Source organism: Streptomyces sp. NPDC005799 (assembly GCF_040630525.1).
In the GTDB taxonomy this organism is placed as follows: domain Bacteria; phylum Actinomycetota; class Actinomycetes; order Streptomycetales; family Streptomycetaceae; genus Streptomyces; species Streptomyces griseorubiginosus_B.
The window spans coordinates 59,812-78,164 of record NZ_JBEXXQ010000036.1; the positions used below are offsets into that span (position 1 = coordinate 59,812).

Annotated in this window: 40 protein-coding genes; 9 read left to right on the forward strand and 31 right to left on the reverse strand. The window is 68.9% G+C overall.

The annotated features are described in order from the left end of the window. Positions 1–4 precede the first annotated feature (4 nt). Genes ABZ453_RS31180 through ABZ453_RS31190 form a run of 3 tightly spaced genes read right to left on the reverse strand, consistent with a single transcriptional unit; the run spans position 5 to position 1,114 of the window. Positions 5–244 carry a hypothetical protein gene (locus tag ABZ453_RS31180; RefSeq protein ID WP_359020045.1) on the reverse strand — a complete coding sequence of 80 codons (240 nt, stop codon included), beginning with the start codon at positions 242–244 and terminating at the stop codon, positions 5–7. Next, positions 237–500, reverse strand: coding sequence for a hypothetical protein (locus tag ABZ453_RS31185; RefSeq protein ID WP_359020047.1), 264 nt, complete (start codon positions 498–500; stop codon positions 237–239). The genes ABZ453_RS31180 and ABZ453_RS31185 overlap by 8 nt, the downstream gene beginning before the upstream one ends. Beyond that, positions 497–1,114: a hypothetical protein gene (locus ABZ453_RS31190; RefSeq protein WP_359020049.1), complete on the reverse strand. Its 618-nt coding sequence runs from the start codon at positions 1,112–1,114 to the stop codon at positions 497–499. Before ABZ453_RS31190 ends, ABZ453_RS31185 begins: the two co-directional genes overlap by 4 nt. 61 nt (positions 1,115–1,175) lie before the next feature. Between ABZ453_RS31190 and ABZ453_RS31195 the strand changes: the two genes are divergently transcribed. Continuing rightward, positions 1,176–1,373 (forward strand): hypothetical protein, encoded by a 198-nt coding sequence (locus tag ABZ453_RS31195; protein WP_359020051.1) that lies wholly within the window; start codon positions 1,176–1,178, stop codon positions 1,371–1,373. Positions 1,374–1,434: 61 nt separating this feature from the next. Here the strand turns inward: ABZ453_RS31195 and ABZ453_RS31200 are convergent, their stop codons facing one another. The 9 genes from ABZ453_RS31200 to ABZ453_RS31240 form a co-directional block, all read right to left on the reverse strand. After that, on the reverse strand, positions 1,435–2,058 hold the full coding sequence (locus ABZ453_RS31200; protein ID WP_359020053.1) for a PASTA domain-containing protein: 624 nt from the start codon (positions 2,056–2,058) through the stop codon (positions 1,435–1,437). 153 nt (positions 2,059–2,211) lie between these two features. Continuing rightward, positions 2,212–2,424 carry a hypothetical protein gene (locus tag ABZ453_RS31205; protein ID WP_359020055.1) on the reverse strand — a complete coding sequence of 71 codons (213 nt, stop codon included), beginning with the start codon at positions 2,422–2,424 and terminating at the stop codon, positions 2,212–2,214. Next, complete coding sequence (locus ABZ453_RS31210) at positions 2,421–2,660, reverse strand: hypothetical protein (RefSeq protein WP_359020057.1); 240 nt, start codon at positions 2,658–2,660, stop codon at positions 2,421–2,423. Before ABZ453_RS31210 ends, ABZ453_RS31205 begins: the two co-directional genes overlap by 4 nt. Positions 2,661–2,725: 65 nt before the next feature. After that, on the reverse strand, positions 2,726–3,178 hold the full coding sequence (locus ABZ453_RS31215) for a hypothetical protein (RefSeq protein WP_359020059.1): 453 nt from the start codon (positions 3,176–3,178) through the stop codon (positions 2,726–2,728). A 10-nt stretch (positions 3,179–3,188) separates the two neighbouring features. Continuing rightward, positions 3,189–3,929, reverse strand: a complete 741-nt coding sequence (locus ABZ453_RS31220) for a mucin-2 (protein WP_359020061.1) — start codon at positions 3,927–3,929, stop codon at positions 3,189–3,191. A 38-nt stretch (positions 3,930–3,967) separates the two neighbouring features. After that, positions 3,968–4,138, reverse strand: coding sequence for a hypothetical protein (locus tag ABZ453_RS31225; protein WP_359020063.1), 171 nt, complete (start codon positions 4,136–4,138; stop codon positions 3,968–3,970). A 17-nt stretch (positions 4,139–4,155) separates the two neighbouring features. Next, positions 4,156–4,533 (reverse strand): hypothetical protein, encoded by a 378-nt coding sequence (locus ABZ453_RS31230; protein ID WP_359020065.1) that lies wholly within the window; start codon positions 4,531–4,533, stop codon positions 4,156–4,158. A gap of 12 nt (positions 4,534–4,545) precedes the next feature. Beyond that, positions 4,546–4,884 carry a hypothetical protein gene (locus ABZ453_RS31235; RefSeq protein WP_359020067.1) on the reverse strand — a complete coding sequence of 113 codons (339 nt, stop codon included), beginning with the start codon at positions 4,882–4,884 and terminating at the stop codon, positions 4,546–4,548. A gap of 68 nt (positions 4,885–4,952) precedes the next feature. Next, a complete protein-coding gene (locus tag ABZ453_RS31240; RefSeq protein ID WP_359020069.1) occupies positions 4,953–5,330 on the reverse strand; it encodes a hypothetical protein in 378 nt (125 codons plus the stop codon). A gap of 124 nt (positions 5,331–5,454) precedes the next feature. On the opposite strand from ABZ453_RS31240, the gene ABZ453_RS31245 reads away from it, so the two are divergent. The 4 genes from ABZ453_RS31245 (at position 5,455) to ABZ453_RS31260 (ending at position 6,399) form a co-directional block, all read left to right on the forward strand. Further along, the gene (locus ABZ453_RS31245; protein ID WP_359020071.1) at positions 5,455–5,658 is read left to right on the forward strand and encodes a hypothetical protein; all 204 of its coding nucleotides are present in this window, start codon (positions 5,455–5,457) and stop codon (positions 5,656–5,658) included. Then, positions 5,655–5,888 carry a hypothetical protein gene (locus tag ABZ453_RS31250; protein WP_359020073.1) on the forward strand — a complete coding sequence of 78 codons (234 nt, stop codon included), beginning with the start codon at positions 5,655–5,657 and terminating at the stop codon, positions 5,886–5,888. Before ABZ453_RS31245 ends, ABZ453_RS31250 begins: the two co-directional genes overlap by 4 nt. Continuing rightward, a complete protein-coding gene (locus tag ABZ453_RS31255) occupies positions 5,885–6,052 on the forward strand; it encodes a hypothetical protein (protein ID WP_359020075.1) in 168 nt (55 codons plus the stop codon). Before ABZ453_RS31250 ends, ABZ453_RS31255 begins: the two co-directional genes overlap by 4 nt. A gap of 167 nt (positions 6,053–6,219) precedes the next feature. After that, positions 6,220–6,399, forward strand: a complete 180-nt coding sequence (locus tag ABZ453_RS31260) for a hypothetical protein (protein ID WP_359020077.1) — start codon at positions 6,220–6,222, stop codon at positions 6,397–6,399. A 58-nt stretch (positions 6,400–6,457) separates the two neighbouring features. Here the strand turns inward: ABZ453_RS31260 and ABZ453_RS31265 are convergent, their stop codons facing one another. From ABZ453_RS31265 to ABZ453_RS31315, 11 genes are all read right to left on the reverse strand, one after another. After that, the gene (locus tag ABZ453_RS31265) at positions 6,458–6,874 is read right to left on the reverse strand and encodes a hypothetical protein (RefSeq protein WP_359020079.1); all 417 of its coding nucleotides are present in this window, start codon (positions 6,872–6,874) and stop codon (positions 6,458–6,460) included. A gap of 21 nt (positions 6,875–6,895) precedes the next feature. Further along, complete coding sequence (locus ABZ453_RS31270; RefSeq protein WP_359020081.1) at positions 6,896–7,225, reverse strand: hypothetical protein; 330 nt, start codon at positions 7,223–7,225, stop codon at positions 6,896–6,898. Between the two features lie 183 nt (positions 7,226–7,408). After that, entirely contained in the window at positions 7,409–9,589 is a 2,181-nt protein-coding gene (locus tag ABZ453_RS31275) for an FtsK/SpoIIIE domain-containing protein (protein WP_359020083.1), read from the reverse strand. Next, positions 9,586–10,662 (reverse strand): hypothetical protein, encoded by a 1,077-nt coding sequence (locus ABZ453_RS31280; protein ID WP_359020085.1) that lies wholly within the window; start codon positions 10,660–10,662, stop codon positions 9,586–9,588. Before ABZ453_RS31280 ends, ABZ453_RS31275 begins: the two co-directional genes overlap by 4 nt. After that, positions 10,659–10,871, reverse strand: a complete 213-nt coding sequence (locus ABZ453_RS31285; protein WP_359020087.1) for a hypothetical protein — start codon at positions 10,869–10,871, stop codon at positions 10,659–10,661. The genes ABZ453_RS31280 and ABZ453_RS31285 overlap by 4 nt, the downstream gene beginning before the upstream one ends. A gap of 84 nt (positions 10,872–10,955) precedes the next feature. Then, positions 10,956–11,129, reverse strand: coding sequence for a hypothetical protein (locus ABZ453_RS31290; RefSeq protein WP_359020089.1), 174 nt, complete (start codon positions 11,127–11,129; stop codon positions 10,956–10,958). Between the two features lie 249 nt (positions 11,130–11,378). Then, positions 11,379–12,737 carry a glycosyltransferase family 2 protein gene (locus ABZ453_RS31295; RefSeq protein ID WP_359020091.1) on the reverse strand — a complete coding sequence of 453 codons (1,359 nt, stop codon included), beginning with the start codon at positions 12,735–12,737 and terminating at the stop codon, positions 11,379–11,381. Continuing rightward, positions 12,734–12,877, reverse strand: coding sequence for a hypothetical protein (locus ABZ453_RS31300; RefSeq protein WP_359020093.1), 144 nt, complete (start codon positions 12,875–12,877; stop codon positions 12,734–12,736). Before ABZ453_RS31300 ends, ABZ453_RS31295 begins: the two co-directional genes overlap by 4 nt. Positions 12,878–13,032: 155 nt before the next feature. Beyond that, a complete protein-coding gene (locus ABZ453_RS31305; RefSeq protein WP_359020095.1) occupies positions 13,033–13,200 on the reverse strand; it encodes a hypothetical protein in 168 nt (55 codons plus the stop codon). Continuing rightward, the gene (locus tag ABZ453_RS31310) at positions 13,197–13,403 is read right to left on the reverse strand and encodes a hypothetical protein (protein ID WP_359020097.1); all 207 of its coding nucleotides are present in this window, start codon (positions 13,401–13,403) and stop codon (positions 13,197–13,199) included. The genes ABZ453_RS31305 and ABZ453_RS31310 overlap by 4 nt, the downstream gene beginning before the upstream one ends. Next, positions 13,400–13,732: a hypothetical protein gene (locus tag ABZ453_RS31315; RefSeq protein ID WP_359020099.1), complete on the reverse strand. Its 333-nt coding sequence runs from the start codon at positions 13,730–13,732 to the stop codon at positions 13,400–13,402. The genes ABZ453_RS31310 and ABZ453_RS31315 overlap by 4 nt, the downstream gene beginning before the upstream one ends. A gap of 161 nt (positions 13,733–13,893) precedes the next feature. On the opposite strand from ABZ453_RS31315, the gene ABZ453_RS31320 reads away from it, so the two are divergent. From ABZ453_RS31320 to ABZ453_RS31335, 4 genes are all read left to right on the forward strand, one after another. Further along, on the forward strand, positions 13,894–14,196 hold the full coding sequence (locus tag ABZ453_RS31320) for a helix-turn-helix domain-containing protein (protein WP_359020101.1): 303 nt from the start codon (positions 13,894–13,896) through the stop codon (positions 14,194–14,196). 368 nt (positions 14,197–14,564) lie between these two features. Continuing rightward, positions 14,565–14,909 carry a hypothetical protein gene (locus tag ABZ453_RS31325; RefSeq protein ID WP_359020103.1) on the forward strand — a complete coding sequence of 115 codons (345 nt, stop codon included), beginning with the start codon at positions 14,565–14,567 and terminating at the stop codon, positions 14,907–14,909. Positions 14,910–15,106: 197 nt separating this feature from the next. Beyond that, on the forward strand, positions 15,107–15,385 hold the full coding sequence (locus tag ABZ453_RS31330) for a hypothetical protein (protein WP_359020105.1): 279 nt from the start codon (positions 15,107–15,109) through the stop codon (positions 15,383–15,385). A gap of 152 nt (positions 15,386–15,537) precedes the next feature. Then, positions 15,538–15,705 carry an FXSXX-COOH protein gene (locus ABZ453_RS31335; RefSeq protein ID WP_359020107.1) on the forward strand — a complete coding sequence of 56 codons (168 nt, stop codon included), beginning with the start codon at positions 15,538–15,540 and terminating at the stop codon, positions 15,703–15,705. A 72-nt stretch (positions 15,706–15,777) separates the two neighbouring features. Here ABZ453_RS31335 and ABZ453_RS31340 read toward each other — a convergent pair whose 3' ends face one another. The 8 genes from ABZ453_RS31340 to ABZ453_RS31375 all read right to left on the reverse strand — a co-directional run bounded on the left by ABZ453_RS31340 (position 15,778) and on the right by ABZ453_RS31375 (position 18,115). Continuing rightward, entirely contained in the window at positions 15,778–16,101 is a 324-nt protein-coding gene (locus ABZ453_RS31340) for a hypothetical protein (RefSeq protein WP_359020109.1), read from the reverse strand. Further along, complete coding sequence (locus ABZ453_RS31345; RefSeq protein ID WP_359020111.1) at positions 16,098–16,370, reverse strand: hypothetical protein; 273 nt, start codon at positions 16,368–16,370, stop codon at positions 16,098–16,100. The genes ABZ453_RS31340 and ABZ453_RS31345 overlap by 4 nt, the downstream gene beginning before the upstream one ends. Next, positions 16,367–16,603, reverse strand: a complete 237-nt coding sequence (locus ABZ453_RS31350) for a hypothetical protein (protein WP_359020113.1) — start codon at positions 16,601–16,603, stop codon at positions 16,367–16,369. The genes ABZ453_RS31345 and ABZ453_RS31350 overlap by 4 nt, the downstream gene beginning before the upstream one ends. Beyond that, positions 16,600–16,932, reverse strand: a complete 333-nt coding sequence (locus ABZ453_RS31355) for a hypothetical protein (protein ID WP_359020115.1) — start codon at positions 16,930–16,932, stop codon at positions 16,600–16,602. Before ABZ453_RS31355 ends, ABZ453_RS31350 begins: the two co-directional genes overlap by 4 nt. Then, a complete protein-coding gene (locus ABZ453_RS31360; RefSeq protein ID WP_359020117.1) occupies positions 16,929–17,120 on the reverse strand; it encodes a hypothetical protein in 192 nt (63 codons plus the stop codon). The genes ABZ453_RS31355 and ABZ453_RS31360 overlap by 4 nt, the downstream gene beginning before the upstream one ends. Continuing rightward, positions 17,117–17,392: a hypothetical protein gene (locus tag ABZ453_RS31365; protein WP_359020119.1), complete on the reverse strand. Its 276-nt coding sequence runs from the start codon at positions 17,390–17,392 to the stop codon at positions 17,117–17,119. The genes ABZ453_RS31360 and ABZ453_RS31365 overlap by 4 nt, the downstream gene beginning before the upstream one ends. Further along, positions 17,389–17,670: a hypothetical protein gene (locus tag ABZ453_RS31370; RefSeq protein WP_359020121.1), complete on the reverse strand. Its 282-nt coding sequence runs from the start codon at positions 17,668–17,670 to the stop codon at positions 17,389–17,391. Before ABZ453_RS31370 ends, ABZ453_RS31365 begins: the two co-directional genes overlap by 4 nt. A 64-nt stretch (positions 17,671–17,734) precedes the next feature. Continuing rightward, positions 17,735–18,115: a DUF2493 domain-containing protein gene (locus ABZ453_RS31375; RefSeq protein ID WP_359020123.1), complete on the reverse strand. Its 381-nt coding sequence runs from the start codon at positions 18,113–18,115 to the stop codon at positions 17,735–17,737. Positions 18,116–18,353: the final 238 nt, after the last annotated feature.

Below are 18,353 nucleotides of genomic sequence, written 5' to 3' on the forward strand. Positions count from 1 at the left end.
GGGGTCAGCCCTCGTCGTCGCGACTGTTGACGTAGCCGTCGTTCTCGATTTTCAGGGCAGCGGTGAGCATGCCGAGCGTGGTAATCCAGTCGAGGGATTCGCTGGCGGCTTTGACGAGGCTGACCGCGCCGTCAGCTTTGACGACCTTCATGATCACATGGGCGTCGGTCGGCATGTCACCTTCGTCCAGGTCGACTGTGACGCCGAGGGAGTCCAGGAGTTGCCCAATCTTCTGATCAGCCATGGCGCTCCTCCGTGTCGCTCTCATCGTCGATCTCGACGTCGAACTCCTCGACCTCCGTCTCGGCGCGCAGCATCAGCATTCCGACCGGCGGTGGTACATCGCCCTGGGCCGGCCGGATGCGGATCGGCGCGACGATCTCGTAGCCCTGCAGTTGGAGCCGGTCGCGGAGGTGCTGAGTGAGGGCGGCCCGGTAGCCGCCATCGTGCATCAGCCAGGACGGGACGAGGGATTCGAGGTAGTAGCCGGTGCGGGTCACTCCTCACCGCCGTCTCGGATCTGCTGCTCCTCGGAGTCCACGGCGGCCCGGGCTTCGCGGAGCATCTCCTGGAGTTCGAGGTCTTGCTGGGTGACCTCGTGCACGGTGGCGTCGATCTTCACGGCGGCTTCGATGCCCGTGAGCTTGGCGCGGCGTTCGCCGTTGCGCCGGCGGGCTTCCTCGATCTTCAGGAGGCGGTCGATGGCGCGGAGAACGGGGTCATCGTCCTCCATCGGCTCGCCGGTTTCGGGGTGGATGATGACATGGCCGTTGTTGACGGTGATGTGCCGGGTATTGAGGACGGCGCGAGCTTTCTCTTCGAGAGCGTCGAGGCGCCCGAGTTCGGCGTCGAGGCGTTCGAGTTCGAAGTGGAGGACTGCTTCGGCGGGCTCCTTCACGATCTCTTGGATGGCGCGCTGGACGGCTGCGTGGGCTTTGCCTCTGTCGTAGTAGCCGAGTTCTTCGGCGATCTGCGCGTAGGTGCGTCCTTTCGATCGGAGGTTGGCGGCTTGGGCGTCGCGGGCGACGGTGTCTGGCGTGCGCATGTAGTGGCCGTTGCGGCTGTTGCGTGCGCTCTGGTTGGGGTTGGCCATAGTGGATGCCTCCTCGCGCATGTACTTTTGAATCGTAGGTCAGAGTGTCATCTCATCTTCGATTCGAGCACGAGGTGAGGGTGTGGTCAGCGACCGCGGCGGCAAGTACGGGTTCGTCTACCGGAGCCGTTTCAAGACGTACCGCGCGCTGCGACGGAAGGGCCTGACCAAGCAGCGCGCGGCGGAGATCTCCAACGCTGGCAGGTCGTTCCCCCAGCGCAGCCTGATGGCCCGTAAGGCAGCGAGGACTCGGCAGGCGCGGGGGCGCAAGCGTCACTGAGGGGTGACGATGAGGGCCGATGCCCTGGGGTGTTTGGCAGCGGCCCCAGGGCATCGGTGTGTCAGGGGCAGCTCTCGCCGTACTTGACCGCCGTGAGCTGGACTGGCTGCCCGTTCAGCTTTTCACCAGCGGCGGGAGTCTGGGTGCACACCTGCCAGTTGGACTCGACCAGAATGAACCTGCCATCCCCGGAGGCGTCGTTGACGTTGATCGACGTGCCGCCGTCGAGGGCAGCGCGGGCGGCTTTCACGGACTTGCCCTTGAAGTTGGGCATCGCTCCGCCAACTGCCGTCGGTGCGGCTTGGTCGTGGGCCGGGCAGGTCTCCTTGAGCTTCACCGCGCCGAAGTCGAGCTTCGTGTCCGTAGCTACCTTCGTGCCGGCCTTGACGTTCTGAGAGCAGACCTTCCAGTCGCGGTCGAGGATCTGCATGCGGTCGCGGCCGAGGGAGTCATGGGAGTCCAGGCTGTAGAACCCCGCTGCCTGCGCAGCGTCTTGCGCGGACTGGAGGCCCATGCCGGTAAAGGCGGGGACGGTCTTGGTGGCAGCCGTGGTATTCCCAGTGCTGGCATTGCTGGCCGGGGTGGCGATGCTGCCGTTGCTACCGGTGGTGCTGGTCGGTTTGCATGCGGTCGCTGCGCCGAGGGCGGCGATGATGGCGGTCGCTGCCGCAAGTCTGCGGTTCACGGTGTTCTCCCCCTGTGTGCGGGTTACGTCAGGGGGTGACCTTACGGTCGGGTTCGGGTGCTGTGGTGCTGGTGTGACGGACCTGTGACGGTTGCGGGCAGCGCCGAGGCCCTCGTTCCCGTGCGGGTTCGAGGGCCTACGGAGCGGGCGGGATCAGGTGGTGGGGAGGTCGTCGGCGTGGATGGTTTCGAAGTGCCACCAACGGCCGCCCTCCCACTGCATGACCTTCGCCGTGTCCGCGCCAGCCTTGAGGGCCGCGCGCACGTGCGCGAACGCTTTCGCCTCGCTGGTGTGCTCGACTTCGGCGAGCTGGACACCGTTCTGCGTGAGGATCACACGCCACGGCTTACGAGGCTTGGCGGTCACTGGGTGGTCTCCGTCGGGATTGTGGCGGTTGATGACCACCAGGTTTCGCGGGTTTCCGGGTTGTCCGGGCTGGGGCGCCGGGAGAAGTCGACGGTCGTGGTGACCCGGTACTCGTAGGAGCCGTCCCGGTACGGACCCTTGGACTCGCGGATGGTGGCGGTTCCTCGGCGGGCGGCGGCCCACTGCTGGCCGTAGTGGCGGACGCGGGTACCGACGGGCAGAGGGTGAGCGGTCATGTGGTTCATCCTGTCGTGTCGGGCGGTCAGGCGCGGCCCGTCGGGGTGACGGGCCGCGGTGGTGCTCAGCTTTCCCAGTCGCGGGCGACGTCCAGGGCGCGGAGTAGCGCGGAGGCGAGCGGCATCCGCTGGGCTTCCGGCACGAGGATGGTGCGGTCGACGTCGGCGGGCTGCCCGGTGGTGTCGCGGCCGTACACGGTGTACGCGAGCCGCATCCCGTCGTCTTCGGGGCGGATGGTGAGGGTGTCGCCCCAGTCTGTGGTGGTCCACTCGCGGCGGTCGTTGAGGGCGGCGATCAGGCCGGGCACGTCGACCGACCGCATCGGGTACTCGGGCCCGTCCGGGACGGCCTGGACGTGAGCGGCCTCGACGATCTGGATCTCAACGACACCGTCACCCGGGTCCTGCCGCAGACCTTCGGGGATGATCCGAAGCCGGGTGCCAGCGCCGTCGGTCCAGTCCCAGGGCTGGGGGGTGAGGTCGGCGATCAGGCTGTTGAGGGCGGTGTGGAAGTCCACGGGTTCTCCTTCAGTTGGTTGTGCGGAGGTCGGCGATCAGGACGGTGGCGTTGTCCGCGTACGGGTCCGTGACCGCGCGAGCGGTGGCCACCGCGGTGTCGACGAACGCGCGGGCCGTCTCGCCCACATCGCCGACGAGGTAGCCAGACAGATCCAGGCCGGCGTCTTCCAGCGGCTCGTACGCGCCGTCCGAGGCGAGGAGGAGCCGGGAGTTCTCCAGCATGCGGGTGGTGGTTTCGATCGCGGGATGCCCGTACCGGTCTTTCACCTGCTGGTCGGTTTCGTAGTTGCCGAGGCAGGAGGTGACGATGTTCCGGTTCCCGCCACCGTGGATGTCGTTGGGCGGGTAGACGCGCCGCAGGTTGTGGTCCTGGGTGAGCCGGATGAGCCTGCCGCCCACGAGGAGGTAGGCGCGGGCGTCACCGCACCAGGCGACGGTCAGCCAGCGCGGGGAGGCGACGGCGACGACGGCGCACGCGTCCGGCTGGCGCGCCCACGGGCCTTGCCGGTCGGGGTCGGCGGCGTACCGGTCGTACTGGGCGCGCAGCCCGGTTTCCGCGTCGGCGTGGTAGGCGGCCGTGCGGGCGAGCCGGCGGGCAGCGGTCCGGGTCCAGTCGTGGACCTCGTCGCTGGAGCCGATGCCGTCGAGGAGCACGAACGCGCGGGTGCCATTCGGGCCGGTCGCGGTGGCGGTGGCGTCGCACTGATGGGAGCGGTCGCCGATGAGCTGGGCGGTGGCGTAGGGGCGCATTGCGGGGTTCCCCGTTCTGGTGCGGTCGTGCCGGGCGGTCAGGTGTTGTCGCGGCTGTCGATTTCGTCGCTGATCCGGTCGGCGTAGTCGGCGTGGAACTCCTGCACGCGGTCGGTGCAGTAGTCGGCGGTGGCCAGGTGCAGGCAGGCGGCGCGTTCGTCTTCGAGGCCGGGGGTGGTCATGTCGGCGAGGTGCTCGGAGCGGGGCATGGCGGGGTCCTCTCGGGTCAGGTAGTCGGGAAGGTGTGGACGCGGGTCCACCGGTAGCCGTCGCGCTGGTCTGCCATGTCGGAGCGCCACACGTCGATGCGGTCCGGGAGGGTGCGGAAGGCGTAGACGTGCTTTCCGATCACGCGCTGCGTCTGTACCGGGTCGTAGTGCGGGCCGACGCTCCGGAAGTGCAGTTGGAACCCGCCGACGGTGTTGATGGGCTTGTGGTTCGCGGGCGTGGCGCGCTTGATGCGGGTGATGGTCCAGCCGCGCGTCTCGGCTTCGGCCTGGTCGATGCGGGTGCAGTTGTCGCAGGCGTCGAGCGGGATGGAGCCGTCGCGGGTGAGGGTGTGGGTGGCGGGCTGGCGGCAGTTCCAGCAGAGGCGGACGGTCATGGTGTTCTCCGTTCAGGCCGCGAGGGCGAGCTTGGCAGCGGCGAGGCGATAGGCCGGCTTGCGGGGCCGGTAGTACGCGACCAGCGCGGCAACGTCGGCTGGGGTGTAGCGGGTGCAGGGGCGGGAGGCGCCCTTCCGGAAGGTGCGGCCTGTGATGCCGACGACGCCCGCCTTGCTGACCTTGTCGCGGAGGCTGCCTGCGACGGAGGCGGCTTCCTTGATGCTGAGCCCGGCGGCTACGGCGTGCGTTGCGAGGGTGGCGACGCCTTCGCGGCGGATCTTCGCGGTGGCGCGCCGGGTGCGGGCGCGCTGGCGGAGGGTGGCGCAGCGGGTGCGGTTGGCGGCGATCATCGGGTCCCCCTTGGTGCGGTGTGCGGTGGTTGAGCGGCCCGGCCCCGAAGGGCCGGGCGGAGCGCGGGTCAGGCGGCCTCGGTGTAGATGCGGCGGGCCATGTCGGCGAAGAAGCGTTCGCCCTGGCCGACGTTGGTGATCTCGGCGTCGACCATCTCGCCGAGCAGGGCGCAGAACTGCCAGGGAGACAGGGCGTTGATGTGGGAGATCACGTTGCTGTTGGCCCGGTAGCCGGCGATGTGCTTGTTGTAGGACTGCCAGGCGCCGAAGGCTGCGCGGAACAGTTCCTCGCGTTCGGGGCGGTACCAGCCGGCGTCGAAGGTGGCGTGCTGGATGCATTCCAGGATGTCGACGTGGAGGTCGAGGCCGTTGCGGAAGCGGCGGGTGCGGGTGCCGATGCCGAGGTTCTTCCGCATGTCCTTCGTGAACTGCTGACCCTTGGTCATTACCGTCTCCCCTGACCGCCGCTTGTTTCTGTACCTACAGAATGCTCTCAGGGGAGAGGGTTGTCAAGTCGTCATGGCAGATGGATGCTAGTTTCTGTGGGTACAGCCAGAGAGAGGGGAAGCCGTGGCCCGGCCCAAGACCGGCGAGACACCCATCCGCAACGTCCGAGTGCCCGACGGCATCTGGGACGCCGTGAAGGCGAAAGCGAAGGCGGAGGGCAGGACCATCACAGACGTCGTCGTGACCGCGCTCCACCGATACGCCGCCACACCGACCAAGACCACCGCCCCGGAGCGCCCGGCGGCCAGCGAGGAGAAGACCGGATGAGCGCCCACCCCCGCACCGCCTGCCAGATGCTCGCCGACTACGGCCTGTCTGAAGGCGTCATCAGGGGTGTGCTCGATATCCACGCGCACGAGCTGGCCGAGCAGATCCGAGCTGCGTACAGCGGCGACGGCCCGGACGGAGACAACTGGATCACGAACCCGTACGACGCCGCCGACCTCATCGACCCGAAGGTCAGCGCGGGTCCGCGCCCGGACGAGGAGCCTACGTGAGCCAGCGCTGCGACGTGTGTGGCCTGCCCGACCTGCACCGCGGCCAGGGCGACGGCATCGGCTCCTGCGACTGCCCCCGCTGCGACTGCGGCGTCGCCCTCTGGTCCGACCTGTGCACCTGCCCGCCGGACGATGACGAGTACTGGCCCGACGCCTCCGGCTGACCTGCCGCTGCATGAGTCGGCCCCGTCGTCCCGGAGCAGGACGACGAGGCCGACAACCCCGGCACGGGGCCTGTGCGTTGGTCGCGCGCCTCCAGCATGCCCCGGCGCACACCCGGACTTCCCGGTTCCGGCCGCGCGAGACGAGACGGGCCGTCACACTCGCAGCTATGGCGCTCAGGTTCACGGTGCAGGGCGATGACGAGGCTGAGACAGCCGAGGGTCTGCGCATGCTGCTGTCCCTCGGCCTGGAGACCAAGATGCCGCCCCGCGACATGATCTCCAACGGGTGGATGGCCCGCGCCGTACAGCGACCCACGCCGGCCGACACCACCGAGCCGCAGACGTAGAGCGGCCCGGCCGCGACGGGGGGCGCGACCGGGCCTGGTACCGCAGTGTGGCAGACGGTCAGCCTTTGGACTTCTTGCCGGGTTTGAGCCCAGCCTTGGATGCGGCCCATCCGGCGGCGAGGATCACCCCAGCCACGGTCAGGCCAACCATGGGCAGGTTCGCCGACACCGTCCCAATGATCCCCATCAGGGTGCCGCCGACGAGGACGACAACCGCGCACACCGCCGCAGTGCAGACGACGACCACGGCCAGCACGAGGAACGTGATGATGATGAGCCGTTGCATGGCCGGGTCCAGGCCGGGGCGTTCCGGCATCTGCACGATGACGGGCGGCGGCGCGGCCTGGCCGAGGACGACGTGGTGCGGACGACCATAGTCGTCGTAGGCGATGTTGGGGGGCCGGTGGTGGGCGGGGATCGGCTGCTGCCCGGCCTTCAGGTAGTCGGACAGCGGCTCGGGCAGCTGCTCGGACATGACGATCGGTTCCCTTCGGGGTTAGCGGTATCGGCGGGCCGCGGCGTCGGTGCGACGCACCATGGCCTTGGCGTCGTTGCGGGCACGCCGGGCGGCGTCCTTCTCGCGGCCCCGCGCGGTCCGCAGAGCGTGTTCTGTGCGCGCGAGTTCGTTCTCGGCGGCCTCGAGCGCGCCGAACGCGACCGCCGCCTCCCGCTCACGCCGCTCGGCAGCCTTGTCAGCGATACGGTCCGCACGGTCACCGTGCCCACCGTCCACGTTCTCGCTGCCGCTGCGGACGACCTGACGGCCGCCTCGGATGGCGTGGCCGGCGATACCGAACACTTCGCCCCACGTGTACATGCCTGGCATTGAGTTCTCCTTCAGTCTGGGTGTCTCAGAGGGCTGTTCAGGGCGGTTTCAGGGGGTGGTGCGCGGGCCTCGAAACCTGAAATCAGTGCAGGTCACAGGCTCGCTGATCCGATATCAGGGTCGAAACCGGTTTCGGGTCGGGGTGAAACCACTCCCCCATGCCGAAACCGGGTTTCAGGCGGTCTAGTCGTCGTCATCGAGGTCGGTTCGGGGGTCGGGGAGGTCGGCGTAGCGCACCCCCTTGGCGCCTCCGCAGCACTCCCGGATGGTGATCTGCCGGGTGGGCACCTTGTGCGGCTTCAGCGCCGCCGACAGCGACGTGGAGGCCGCGGTGCGGACTTCCCGCTGCTCGTCCACGGTCATCTCCGACCGCGGCTTACCGGCGTCCAGCCACGACGCGTACAGCTCGGGCAGGTAGGAGGCGAGCGCGTCGACGAGCCGGTGCGAGTGCACGGTCTCCGCCCCATCCGGCCACACGTAGTGCAGGTGGTCGACGATCGTGGAGTGCTCGACCGGTTTGACCTCCTCACCTGCGGCTTCACCCGTCAACGTTCCGGCTGCGGTGCGCATCGCCAGGGCCCGCTTGCCGACCTCCCGGGCGTCGGCCTGCGGGACGAAGTAGGAGCGGACGATGCGCGCGTTGGTCGCCGACCTGGTCAGCCAGCCCGTGCCGGAGTCCTTGGGGTCGTCGCCTTCGGCCGGCTCGAAGATGTTCGCCCTGATCCCGCGCTTGTACATGCCGGTGCCGAGGACGAGGTCGTTGGAGACGTGGCCGGTGATGGCGAGGCAGAAGCGGACGATGGCGTTGTCGCTGATCTTCTTGGGGATGGAGTTGGCGTCGGGCCGCTGTGTGGTGAGGACGAGGATGATGCCGTAGGCGCGGGCCTTGCGGATCAGGCGGGCGGCGACAGCTTCGGCTTCCTTGCCGTAGGCGGCGTGTTCGAACAGGGTGTGGACCTCGTCGTAGATGGCGAGGATGGGGTTAAGTCGCAGGTGGGGGTACTTGTTGGCGAGTTTCCGGGTGACCTTGCGGCCGTGGGGGACGTCCTCGATGGGCAGCTCGGACACGATCTTCTTGCGGCGTTTCATCTCCGCTTCGAGAGCGTGCATGCCTTCGAGGGCGGCCTCACAGTGCTCGTCGTCGTCGCCCTGGACGTAGCGGTGGCAGACGGGCTGCACGGACTCGGCATCACCGGAGCCCTTCAGCTCGAACAGCCACATCTCGCACGTCACATCGAGGGCGCCGGCGAGGGCGATGACCATGACGGCCGAGGTTTTCCCGGAGCCCATGACGCCTCCGATCAGCACGTTCGTGCCGATCAGTGACATGGTGACGGTCTCGCCGCGGGGGGTGACGCCGAACGGGAACTCCCCGTACAGGTCGGCTTTGCCGCCGGCCAGGAGGGGCCAGGGTCGTTTGATGGTCCGCGGGTCCCGCTTCGCCACCCACAGGTTGACGCGCGAGGGGTGCTCGGTGCCGACGGACGGCCATACGCACTGCAGCGGCCTGCGCATCGCCCCGGCCAGCTCCTTACGCCGGTCCAGGAGCTTCTCCGCGAGGACGCCGCGGGGCAGGTCCATTTCGGCGAGCCAGCCGGGTCCGTCGACCTGGATGGGGGCGACGAACTTGATGTCGCCCTTGATGCCCATGGCCTCCAACGCTTCGATGAGGTCGCCGGAGTCAAGGGGCCGCTGAATGTTGACGGACAGGTATCGGGTGATGAGCGGCTTGTCGCCCTTCTTCCCGTACAGGCCGGCCAGGGCCGCGGCGGCCACGTAGGCGGCTGCGGTCCAGCCGGGGACGAGGAAACCGCAGATCAGCGTGGTGATTCCGGTGGTGGTCGCGACGGCCAGGGAAGCAACACGGCGCGGGCGGACGCGGCGGGACTTCTCCCGCGACAGGGACAGCCACGCCTCGATGTCGGCGGTCGCCGCGGCCTTCGCTTCGACGGGCCGGGCTTCGGTGTCGGCGACCCATTTGCCCCAGCGGATGATGAGCCGGCCCGTGCCGCGCGGTGAGCGGGCGAGGAGTCGCACCAGGTAGACGGGCAGGCGCACGGTGTGGAAGGCGGTCACGTGCGCCGCGTAAGACACGGTCCAGCGGGCGGCCTCCGTGAACTCGCCGGCCTTACGCAGCCAGGACGGCAGGACGGGCGGCGCGTCCTCGAGGTAGGCACGACGCCCCTCGATCCATGTGCCGGTGTCGGCGGCGACCTCCGGGGTGTCTACGGGTTCCGGCGGGGCTTCGGGTTTGAGGGCGAACGTCTCCGTGGACGCTTCCGGGTTAGTGTCGACCTTCACGAACTTCAGCGGCTGCGCGACACCGTTGATGAGCGTGCCCGTCGTGCCGTCTTCGATGGTCATTGGGTGTCGTCCAGTTCGGGCAGCGGGGTCCGGTCGAGGATCTCCGCGCGGATGTTCTTGGCGGTGGAGTCAGAGACCTTGCCGAGGCCGGCCTTGCTTATGGCGGTGGCGAACTCGGTGGCGGTCGGGTTGCGGCGGAGCCGGGCGAACTCGGCGTGGAAGACAGGGCCTGCGTCGGTGGCCCATTCGTCGAGAGAGCGCCGTTTGTTGGCGGTCTTCTTGGCGGTGCTTCTGGCGGTGTTCTGGCGGCGCGGTTGAGCAGGCTTCTTGTCGACAGCGGGCGCCTTCTTGGCGGGGGGTTCCTGTCGCTTCTTGTCGCCGCCAGTTGGCGGTTCCTGAGGCTCGCTGTTGACGGTCGTTTTGGCGGTGCTGCTGTCGGCGGCGGGGGCCGGAACTGGCGGCGCGGTTGTCGGCTGCGGCACGGGCACCTGGCGTGCTTCCTGGCGCTGCTTCCGGCGCTCGCGTGCGGGCTTGGGTGGGGCGGTCATGAGGTGGACGCGCCACAGGATGAGGGAGGCGACGGAGGCGACCATTGCGATCAGCCACCACTGCGGCTCGTGCCGGTTCTTGACGGCCTCGACGCCGAAGAGGCCTTTGTCGGCGAGGTGGTAGGTGACGTTCGCGGCGACGGTGAGGCTGATCGCCTGGACGATGTCGCGGTGTCGGCGGAAGGCTTGGATGACGTAGACGTCGATGACGAACGGCAGCAACCAGGCAACGGTCCGGTCGAAGCCGACCATGCGGGCGAGGGCGTATTCGCCGGAGGCGGTGAGGCCGACGGTTCCGGCGATGATGGCGCGTGCGGCCCAGACGTCGAGCTTGTCGTCGCGCTGTTGACGCACTTCGATCTCGGCCTTTGCTGCTGCGCGGATCTGGTTGGCCTCGTGGGTGGCCTCGGCGAGCGTGCGGGTGCGGAGGCTGCGGGCTTCGTCGCGGATCTGCTGCGCCTCGGTCTGGGCCTGCTCGTGCATCTTGTTGGCCTGGACGAGGAGGGCCTCGGCTTCGGCACGCGCGGCTTCTGCCCGCTCGTCGTGCAGCGGGAGAGGCCGGAAGCTGCCAGGGTCGATGCTCACGCGGTCGCCCTCCGATTGCCGAGCAGCCAGAGCGCGCCGGCCGCAAGGACGATGGCCTTGATGACGGTTTGTGCGAGGAGGAGTGCGGCGCCGTGGAGGGCGAGCCCGATGGTGAACATCAGCAGGGAGCCGAGGATGACGGCGAGGCCGGGTTGGGCGCCGACGAGGACGAGGAGGAGTGCCGCCAGGAGTAGCCAGAGCACGCGCATGGCGGGCTCCCTTCGAGGGTTGAGGGTGGGGACTGGTCGGTTCTCCTTGGCCCACGTACGGGGTCGCGGGCCGCGGGCAGCCGGTCAGTGCTTGCCGGTGCGGTCGCGGAAACCGCGCAGCGTCTGCGGGTGCGCGTTGAGCTCGGTCAGCAGCTGCTCGTGCTCGGCGACCTTGCCCTCGCGGATCGCGCGCTCGGCACGGTCCTGGCCGCTGCGGTAGGCGGCGTCCTCATTGCTCTGGCGGGTGAACATGCCCATCAGGGGCTCCTCTCGGATGATCGGGATGGTCAGGGTTCGATGTCTTGGGGCGGGCACCCGTCAACCATGTGCTTTTTGCAGGTGGGGCAGTCGCCGCGCATCCGGCGGTGGATGTCGGGGTTGTAGGCGTGGTTCCAGCAGGTGCGGCACTGGCCCCGGCCCTTCGGGCATGGTTTCCGGAGCGCCATCAGGTGCCTGCGATGTGGTCGCTGATCGTGCGGTGTCGGCGGCGGGGCACGGTCGGGCTCCTCAGCGTGCGGGCAGCTGGAGTTGCAGGGTCTGTTCGGTGTCGGGGTCGTACAGCTTCAGGAGGGGGATCTCCTCCGTGACGGCCGGGGTGGTGGTGTCGGTGGCGCGGCGTTTGCCGGTGCCGCGGAGCCGGACCATGGAGAGTGGGATCGCGACCGCGGCGCCCATGCCGGCGGTGTAGAGGAGGCTGTTGCCGAGGTATCCGCCGAGTAGACCGGTGAGGGAGCCGGTGGCGGCGGCGAGGATGCTGAGGGTGCGGCGGCGGGCGGCGGTCATGGGGGTGATGACGGTCTTGCGGCCTTGGCGTCCGGTCCAGGAGGCGTAGTGGCGGCCGAGGATCCATTCGCGGGTGAAGCCGCACAGGTAGAGCCACTTGTTGTAGTAGTTGACCAGCGTGTACGGGACGACGCCGTACACGGCCTCGCGGACGCCGACGACGGTGGCGACGAGGACCGAGGAGACGATCGTGTGTACGGCGGTCCAGAACAGGAACGCCTTCAGCAGGGCCTCGTGTGTGCCGGTGACCGCGGACCAGATCAGGTACCCCTCGGCGAAGAACAGGCTGACCAGGTCGAAGATCGCGCCGCCGACAACGAGCAGGGACCGCCAGTTCTTGAGCTGGCGGCGGTGCTTGGCCATGTTCTGGTAGTAGCCGGAGGACCAGCGGCGCATCTGGTTGCGGTAGGTGCGGAAGTCCTCGGGGTCGAGGGTGTAGGCGAGAGCGTCACCGGTGTAGTCGAGCTTGTAGCCAGCGCCGTGCAGCGCCCAGGTGGCGTCCATGTCGGCGGTAATCAAGCCGTTGGGGAAGCCGCCGATCCCCTGGATCGCTGCGGTCTTGAAGGCGTAGCAGGCGCCGGTGAGGACTTGGATACGGCCGACCTTGGCCTGGCAGAGGCGCCACCAGCGGCGACCCAACGCGTAGGCGAAGCGGCGCTGCCGGGTGAAGAAGGCGGCCTCGGCGCGGCCCCAGCCGGTCGTCTTGGAGTAGGGCACGACGGCGCCCTGGGCGGGCAGGATCGTCGAACAGGTGGCGTCCAGGCCGTCCCGCTCGATGTGCTCCATCATGAGGCGGATGCAGTCCGGGTCCGGCCAGGTGTCGCCGTCGAAGCCGATCGTGATGTCGCTGGTGATGTCCCAGAGGGCGGCGTTCTGCGCGGCGGCCTTGTCCTTGAAGTCGGTCTCGAGGACGAGGTCGGCGCCGGCCGAGCGCGCCAACTCTGCGGTGTTGTCCGAGCAGGCGTCTGCGACGACCACGATCCGCTCCACCGGGTAGCTGGAGGTGCGGGCGGCGTGGATGCACCGCTCGATGGTGGCGGCTTCGTCGTGGGCGGGGATGAGGACGGTGACGGTGAGGCTCACTGGTCGCCACCGTCCTGCTGGTTGCGGCGGAGGGCACGGCGGGTGGCGCGTCTGGTGATGTAGCCGCTGATCGTGGTGCCGATCGCGGCAACGGTGAGGAAGGCGGCGCCAACCCCGGTGTGGGCAAGTCCGGTGTACACGAGTGGTTCCTGTTCTGGATTGGGGGTGGCCGACGCCCGCGGGGGGAGTGGTCGCGGGCGCCGGCCGGTCTAGTGGGTGGTCATCCAGGTGACGGCGAAGATGCCGGATGCGAGGGTGGCGAGGACGCCGAGGCCGTACCAGAAGCGTTCGCCCATCAGCGGGTTCCTCCTGGGAGGACGCCCTGCCGGATACCAGTGCCGCCCTGGTTCTGCTGCTCGGTTCCTGCGGTCTGCGTGACGCGGTAGTCCGTGGCAGCGCGGGCCAGGAGCTCGGCCGAGTTGGCGTTGACGTCTTCGTCGACCGGGGTGATGGGCTCGTTCATTGCTTCCGCCCGGCTTTGAGGATTTCGTCGACGCTGTGGCCGGCGTTGCGGGCGTCGTTGAAGCGGGCTTCGGCGACGAGTTCGGCGGCGCGCCAGTTGAGGTCGTTGTCGCAGTTGCGGACGCCGACTTGCTGGCCGATGTCGCGGCAGTTTTGTGCGGCTTGGGCGTAGGCGGCGACGGCGGGTGGCTGCTTCTTGCTCATGAGGTCACCGTCGGGCGCGGGAGGGCGCGGCAGCGTTCGGCGTGGGCCTGGGCTTGCTCGCGGGCTTCGGGCAGCGCCTTCTCGATGCGGGCGTCTTCCTTCTCCGGCGGGTCGGAGAGGAGGCCGTAGGTGTCGGTGTCGTCGACGTTGCCGCAGCCCGTGCAGGTGCTCAGTAGGTATCCGGCGCGGCTGACGTATGTGATGTCGACGTGTTCGCCGGCTGGGGTGAGGTAGCGGGCGATGCAGTCTTCGGGCCAGGGCGACGCGTACGAGGGTTCGGGGAGTCCCGGAGGGTGCTCGGTGGTGCGGTGATCGGTACGGTTGGGCATTGCCTGCCTCTTCGTCACGGTTGAAGGTGGGCGCCCCCGGCCCATATGGCGTTCCAGCGCCGGGCCGGGGGCTTCTTGCGTTAGCAGTGCGGACTGCTGGAAGAGACTTTACGGGATCCCGTAAACTCATGCCAGTGCCCGCCCGGAAGAAGGGCTCGGGTATGAGCGACGAGGAGGTGCGCCGAGTGACGGACGCCCTGGACGAAGTGGACCGCATCGAGGATCCGGAAGAGCGGGTGCGCGCCAGGAACAAGGTGCTGGCCGACCAGATGAAGCGCAACGAGACCTGGACCCAGGAGCGCCGGGAACTGGTACTGGCCATGCGCGAAGCGAAGATCACCTATCGGGAGATCGGCGATCGACTCGGCCTATCGATCTCCACCGTGCAGGGAATCATCGAGAACTACCGAGGCTCTGGCAGGACGCGCAAGAAGGCCACGCCGAAGGAGGCGCAGGATGGATGAGCCGACAGGCGACGCACCGTGTGCGGCAACGTTCCGGGAGGAGCCGATGCCAGACACCGTGTACTGCGGCGAGCGCGGCTATCACCAGCGGCATACAGCGTGGCAGGGGGGCGACTACTACGCGTGGTTGGACGGGGATGAGGGCGCGGGGTGGGATCGGTGAACTTGCAGGCCAATGGCCGGTTTTGGCCACAGTAGTCACATAGAATTACCTGTGAAACGGCGACGGCCGGACGGGGTCAACCGTCCGGCCGTTCTGCGTTTTGAGCGGGCCTCGACTCCCGCTGCCACAGTGTCCCACCACGAAGTAAGGCACTACTCATGACAGTACCGTTCCACGCTCGCGCCTGCCAGACGGGGGCCCGCGCGTGCTCATAGTCCGACGTTCGAAGCTGAAGAAGAACTTCTCGCAGCCGCCGAACGAGATGGTGTTCGACGAGCGGATGAGCATGCTGGCCCGCATGGTGCTGGTCGAGATCATCGCGCGGCCTCCTGGCTGGCAGACCAACGCGCAGCAGATGTGGGAGAAGGCGTACCGACACCGCGGCGCCCGGGCGGAGGGCAAGCGGGCCTACCGGACGGCGTTCGCGGAGCTGGAGGAGTTCGGCTACATGACGCGGGAGACGAAGAAGATCCCGGCTGGAGAGCCTGGCGGGGGTGGTTTCGTGACGGTGCTCACCGTCTACGACCTTCCGCAGAAAACGGACAATTAGAGGACGCAACCAGCGGACCCCTCGCGTCCCGCGCCCTCCGGGCTGGAAGGGGTCTCAGCCGGACACCTCGCCAGCGGGTCCCCTTTAGAAACACGGGTTACGTAATACGGGCTCACAACACTGCGGGCGGCTAATACTCCTCGCTTCTGCCCGGCCTTAGTACGTGCGCGCGAGGCGCTTGATGAGATGGAGAGCAGATGAAGAAGATCATTCGCGTGCAGCCGCACGTCCAGGACCGCGTCCTCCGCGACCCGTTCGCGCCGACGACGTGGTTCCCCAACGAGCTGATCCGGCGGTCGGGGCTCAGCCTCGGCGCGCTCGGCCTGCTGCTGGAGTTGGTGTCCGGCGACGACTGGGACATCGACACGGCACGCGCGCAGGAGCTGCAGCGGCGGGCTGCGGGGATCGATCCGGAGGACATCGACGAACTCGTCGTCGAATTGGAGGCAGCCGGGTACGTGACCGTGGAGGGGTGACGCCGACGGCCCCGGTCGCATGGCGTCCGGGGCCTTCGTGTTGCCCGTGAAGCGATCCTCGGGCGGTAGCAGCGCTGCCGGGCGCAGCAGCAGGGAACGCCAGGCGGCACACTCACGATACGGTGCCGCACTGACATTCCGAGGAGCCCGCGATGACCGCTACACCCGCTGAGCGTCCGGCCGAGCTGGAGCGTGTCCCCCTGGTGCGGCTCGCCGTCCGGCCGGAGGCGTCTGGTGTGCTGCTGCGGGTGCTGCCGTCGGTGGACGACCAGCGTGGGCCGGCGCGGGTGTCGGTGGCCGCATTCCAGTCGTCGGTTTGACGGTGTGCGGGGCGGCGGCCGTCACCGCCAGGTGTCCCGGCAGGGTGCCGGGGATCGTGCCGCCCCGCGCGTTCAGGATGCCACGTCGGCCTGGTCTGCCCAGTGGTTGAGTTGCGCGGCAAGGAACCGGGCCTGCGCGATGTCGAGGAGGACGGTCGGGTCGTCGCCTTCCACGTCGAGGTGGAGGCGCAGGAACGGCCACGGCGGCCCGTCGGATGGTTGGTCGTCGCGGCCGTCGGCGGTGATGTGCGACGGAATCAGTGCGAGGCCGACCACGCCGGCGCGGGGCCCGTCTTCCCGGGGTGGGATGTGGCTGCCCTGGTACGTCCACGGGGCGCCGAGGTATTCGGGGTCGCCGACATCGCCGATGCCTTCGATGCTGGCGTAGATGCTCACCGCTGCTCCGCCGTCTCGTGTACGGGCCAGTGTGCGGGTGGTGGTACGACGAGGGGCACCGTCCGCTGTTCGGGTACGGCCGAGTCCTTTTCGATCACCACACACCAAATGACGGGCCCGGCCGCGGTGTTTTCGATGGTGGTGGGGTGGGTGGAGAGCACGGCGAGCGGGTCGAGTCCGTTCGCCTGCAGCCAGGCGCAGACTTCGTCGCGGCGGCCGGCACGCAGGTGCTCGGCCCACACGGTGGGGTCGGAGATGAGGCGGATCATCGGGTGGCCTCCTTCGTCGCGGTGCGTGGCCAGCTGCTGATGCCTTCGCCGTGGCGGCCGTCGTGTCCGGCGGGGAGTTCGCAGCGTTGCGTGCCGAGGCTGTTGCCTGCCCGGTTGGGCGCACCGCATTTCGCGATCGGCTGCCGGTCGGCGATCTCCTGGCGGATGACCGTGGTCAGGTCGCGGATCGCGGCGGTGACGTCGTGGATGTCGGCGGCCGTGATGTCGGTCATCGGGACTCCTCCGAGGTGCGGTGGCTGCGGAATGGGCGGTCGGTGATCGTCGTGTTGCGGCTGGCGGGCGGGTTGTCCGGGGTTGTCCGTGGACAACTCGCGCCGTTGGTCGCTTCGGTCGCTGCCGGGTTCGGGGTTGGCCGCAGGGTGAGCGCTGCCTTTACGGCCTCTGTTGCGGGGTGGTCCGACCAGTCGTCGCCGTTGTGGTCGGCGAGCACCTCCGCGACCGCTTCGACCGCGATGCGGTAGCGCTCCAGGTCGGCGACCCTGGCCTTGTGGCGTTCGTCGGAGCAGATCAGCGGGGTGCGGGCGGTGATGTGCTCGGTCACTTCTTCCTCCGTGCTGCGCGCGCGGCGGCGCGCCTGGTGGCCCGGTTCGGGCGGGGCGGGAGCGGCTGGTTCATGTCCGGGCCGCTGGTCTCGTCGATGACCCGCTCGTGGCGGACGAGTTGGGTGTCCCAGGTGATGCCCGGGGCGGGCGTGTGCTCACCCCGGGGTGTGCTCGACGGGCCGGTCACGATGCCTCCGGTTCGAGTTTGCGGGCGGCTGCTGCTGGCGAGTGGACGATCAGGGCGCCGTCTGGGTAGCGGACGAGGACCCACCCGGGCTGCAACGTGACGGGGTCGTGGTCGGCGTTGTGGACGGTGAGCTGCTGCTCGTCGACGGTGATCAGGTTGTCGCCGATCCAGGCCGCGAGGGCGGGTGTGAGCCGGCCGGTCCAGGTGCGGACGTCGACGGGCTCCTGCCTCGTCCAGCAGCGGCCGTTGTACGGGGTGGGTGGGTTGGTCACAGGTAGTTCTCCTGGACGGTGACGGTGTTGACCGCGCTGCTGGGCGTGGTCCAGGCGGGTTCGCAGTCGCCGGCGCTGGGGGGTGCGTCGGTCTGGTCGGTGATGTGCGCACCCCCGCATTGGTGGCACGCCCAGGCGGTGAGCTGGTGGTTGCCGTGGCCGTGGATGCGGGCTTCGCGGGCGCGGTCGAGGTTGGTGAAGCGGGGCAGGCCGGTGGAGCATGGTCGGGACTGGCCTACGGTGCGGGCGGGGTGTGGCAGCCAGGCGCGGCGGGTCACGGCCGGCTCCCGCAGTACGGGCCGTCGTCGTCCTCGTCGTCGGGCTCGGGGTCGCGGTGCGTGGTCATGCGATCCACCGCCTCACGGGGATCCCAGCGCCAGCAGCGAGGCCAGCCGCGTGACTGGCGCCTCGGCTGCGGTCCTTGATGAACGCCAGGCAGATATCCGCGCCGAGTGCGACCATCTCGGCGTTGCGGCGGAAGCCGGCCGCCCGGTCGAGGACGCCGCCGGGCCGCCAGTTCGCGGGGTGGCGTTCGACGGTGGCGCCGTACTTGCGGGCCCATTCGTCGGCCATGGCGTCGGCGCCGCGTGGGCAGTGGCCGTGAACGACGGTGATCTCTCGGTCGACGGGGATGGGGGCGACGGTGTTGCCGAGTTCGCGCCAGATGGTGTCGCGGTCGTCCCAGGTGCGTGATCCGGTGATCAGGATGCGGTACGGCTTCATGCCGCCTCCTCGTAGTGGTCGACGGGTTGTTGTGTGGCCCAGGACGGCACGCGAGGCGCTGTGCGCCTCTCCCGCGGCCTGACGCGGGTTCGTGCGTGGATTCGGGCGCCGAGGCGCCCGCAAGCCCAGGAGGGGCGCCTGGAGCGCCGCCGTGGCTGCCGTGTGTCGGGCGCGAAGCATGCGACCGCAGCCCCTGCCATCATTGACGCGAACACCGCGAGGAAGATCAGCCAGGCGA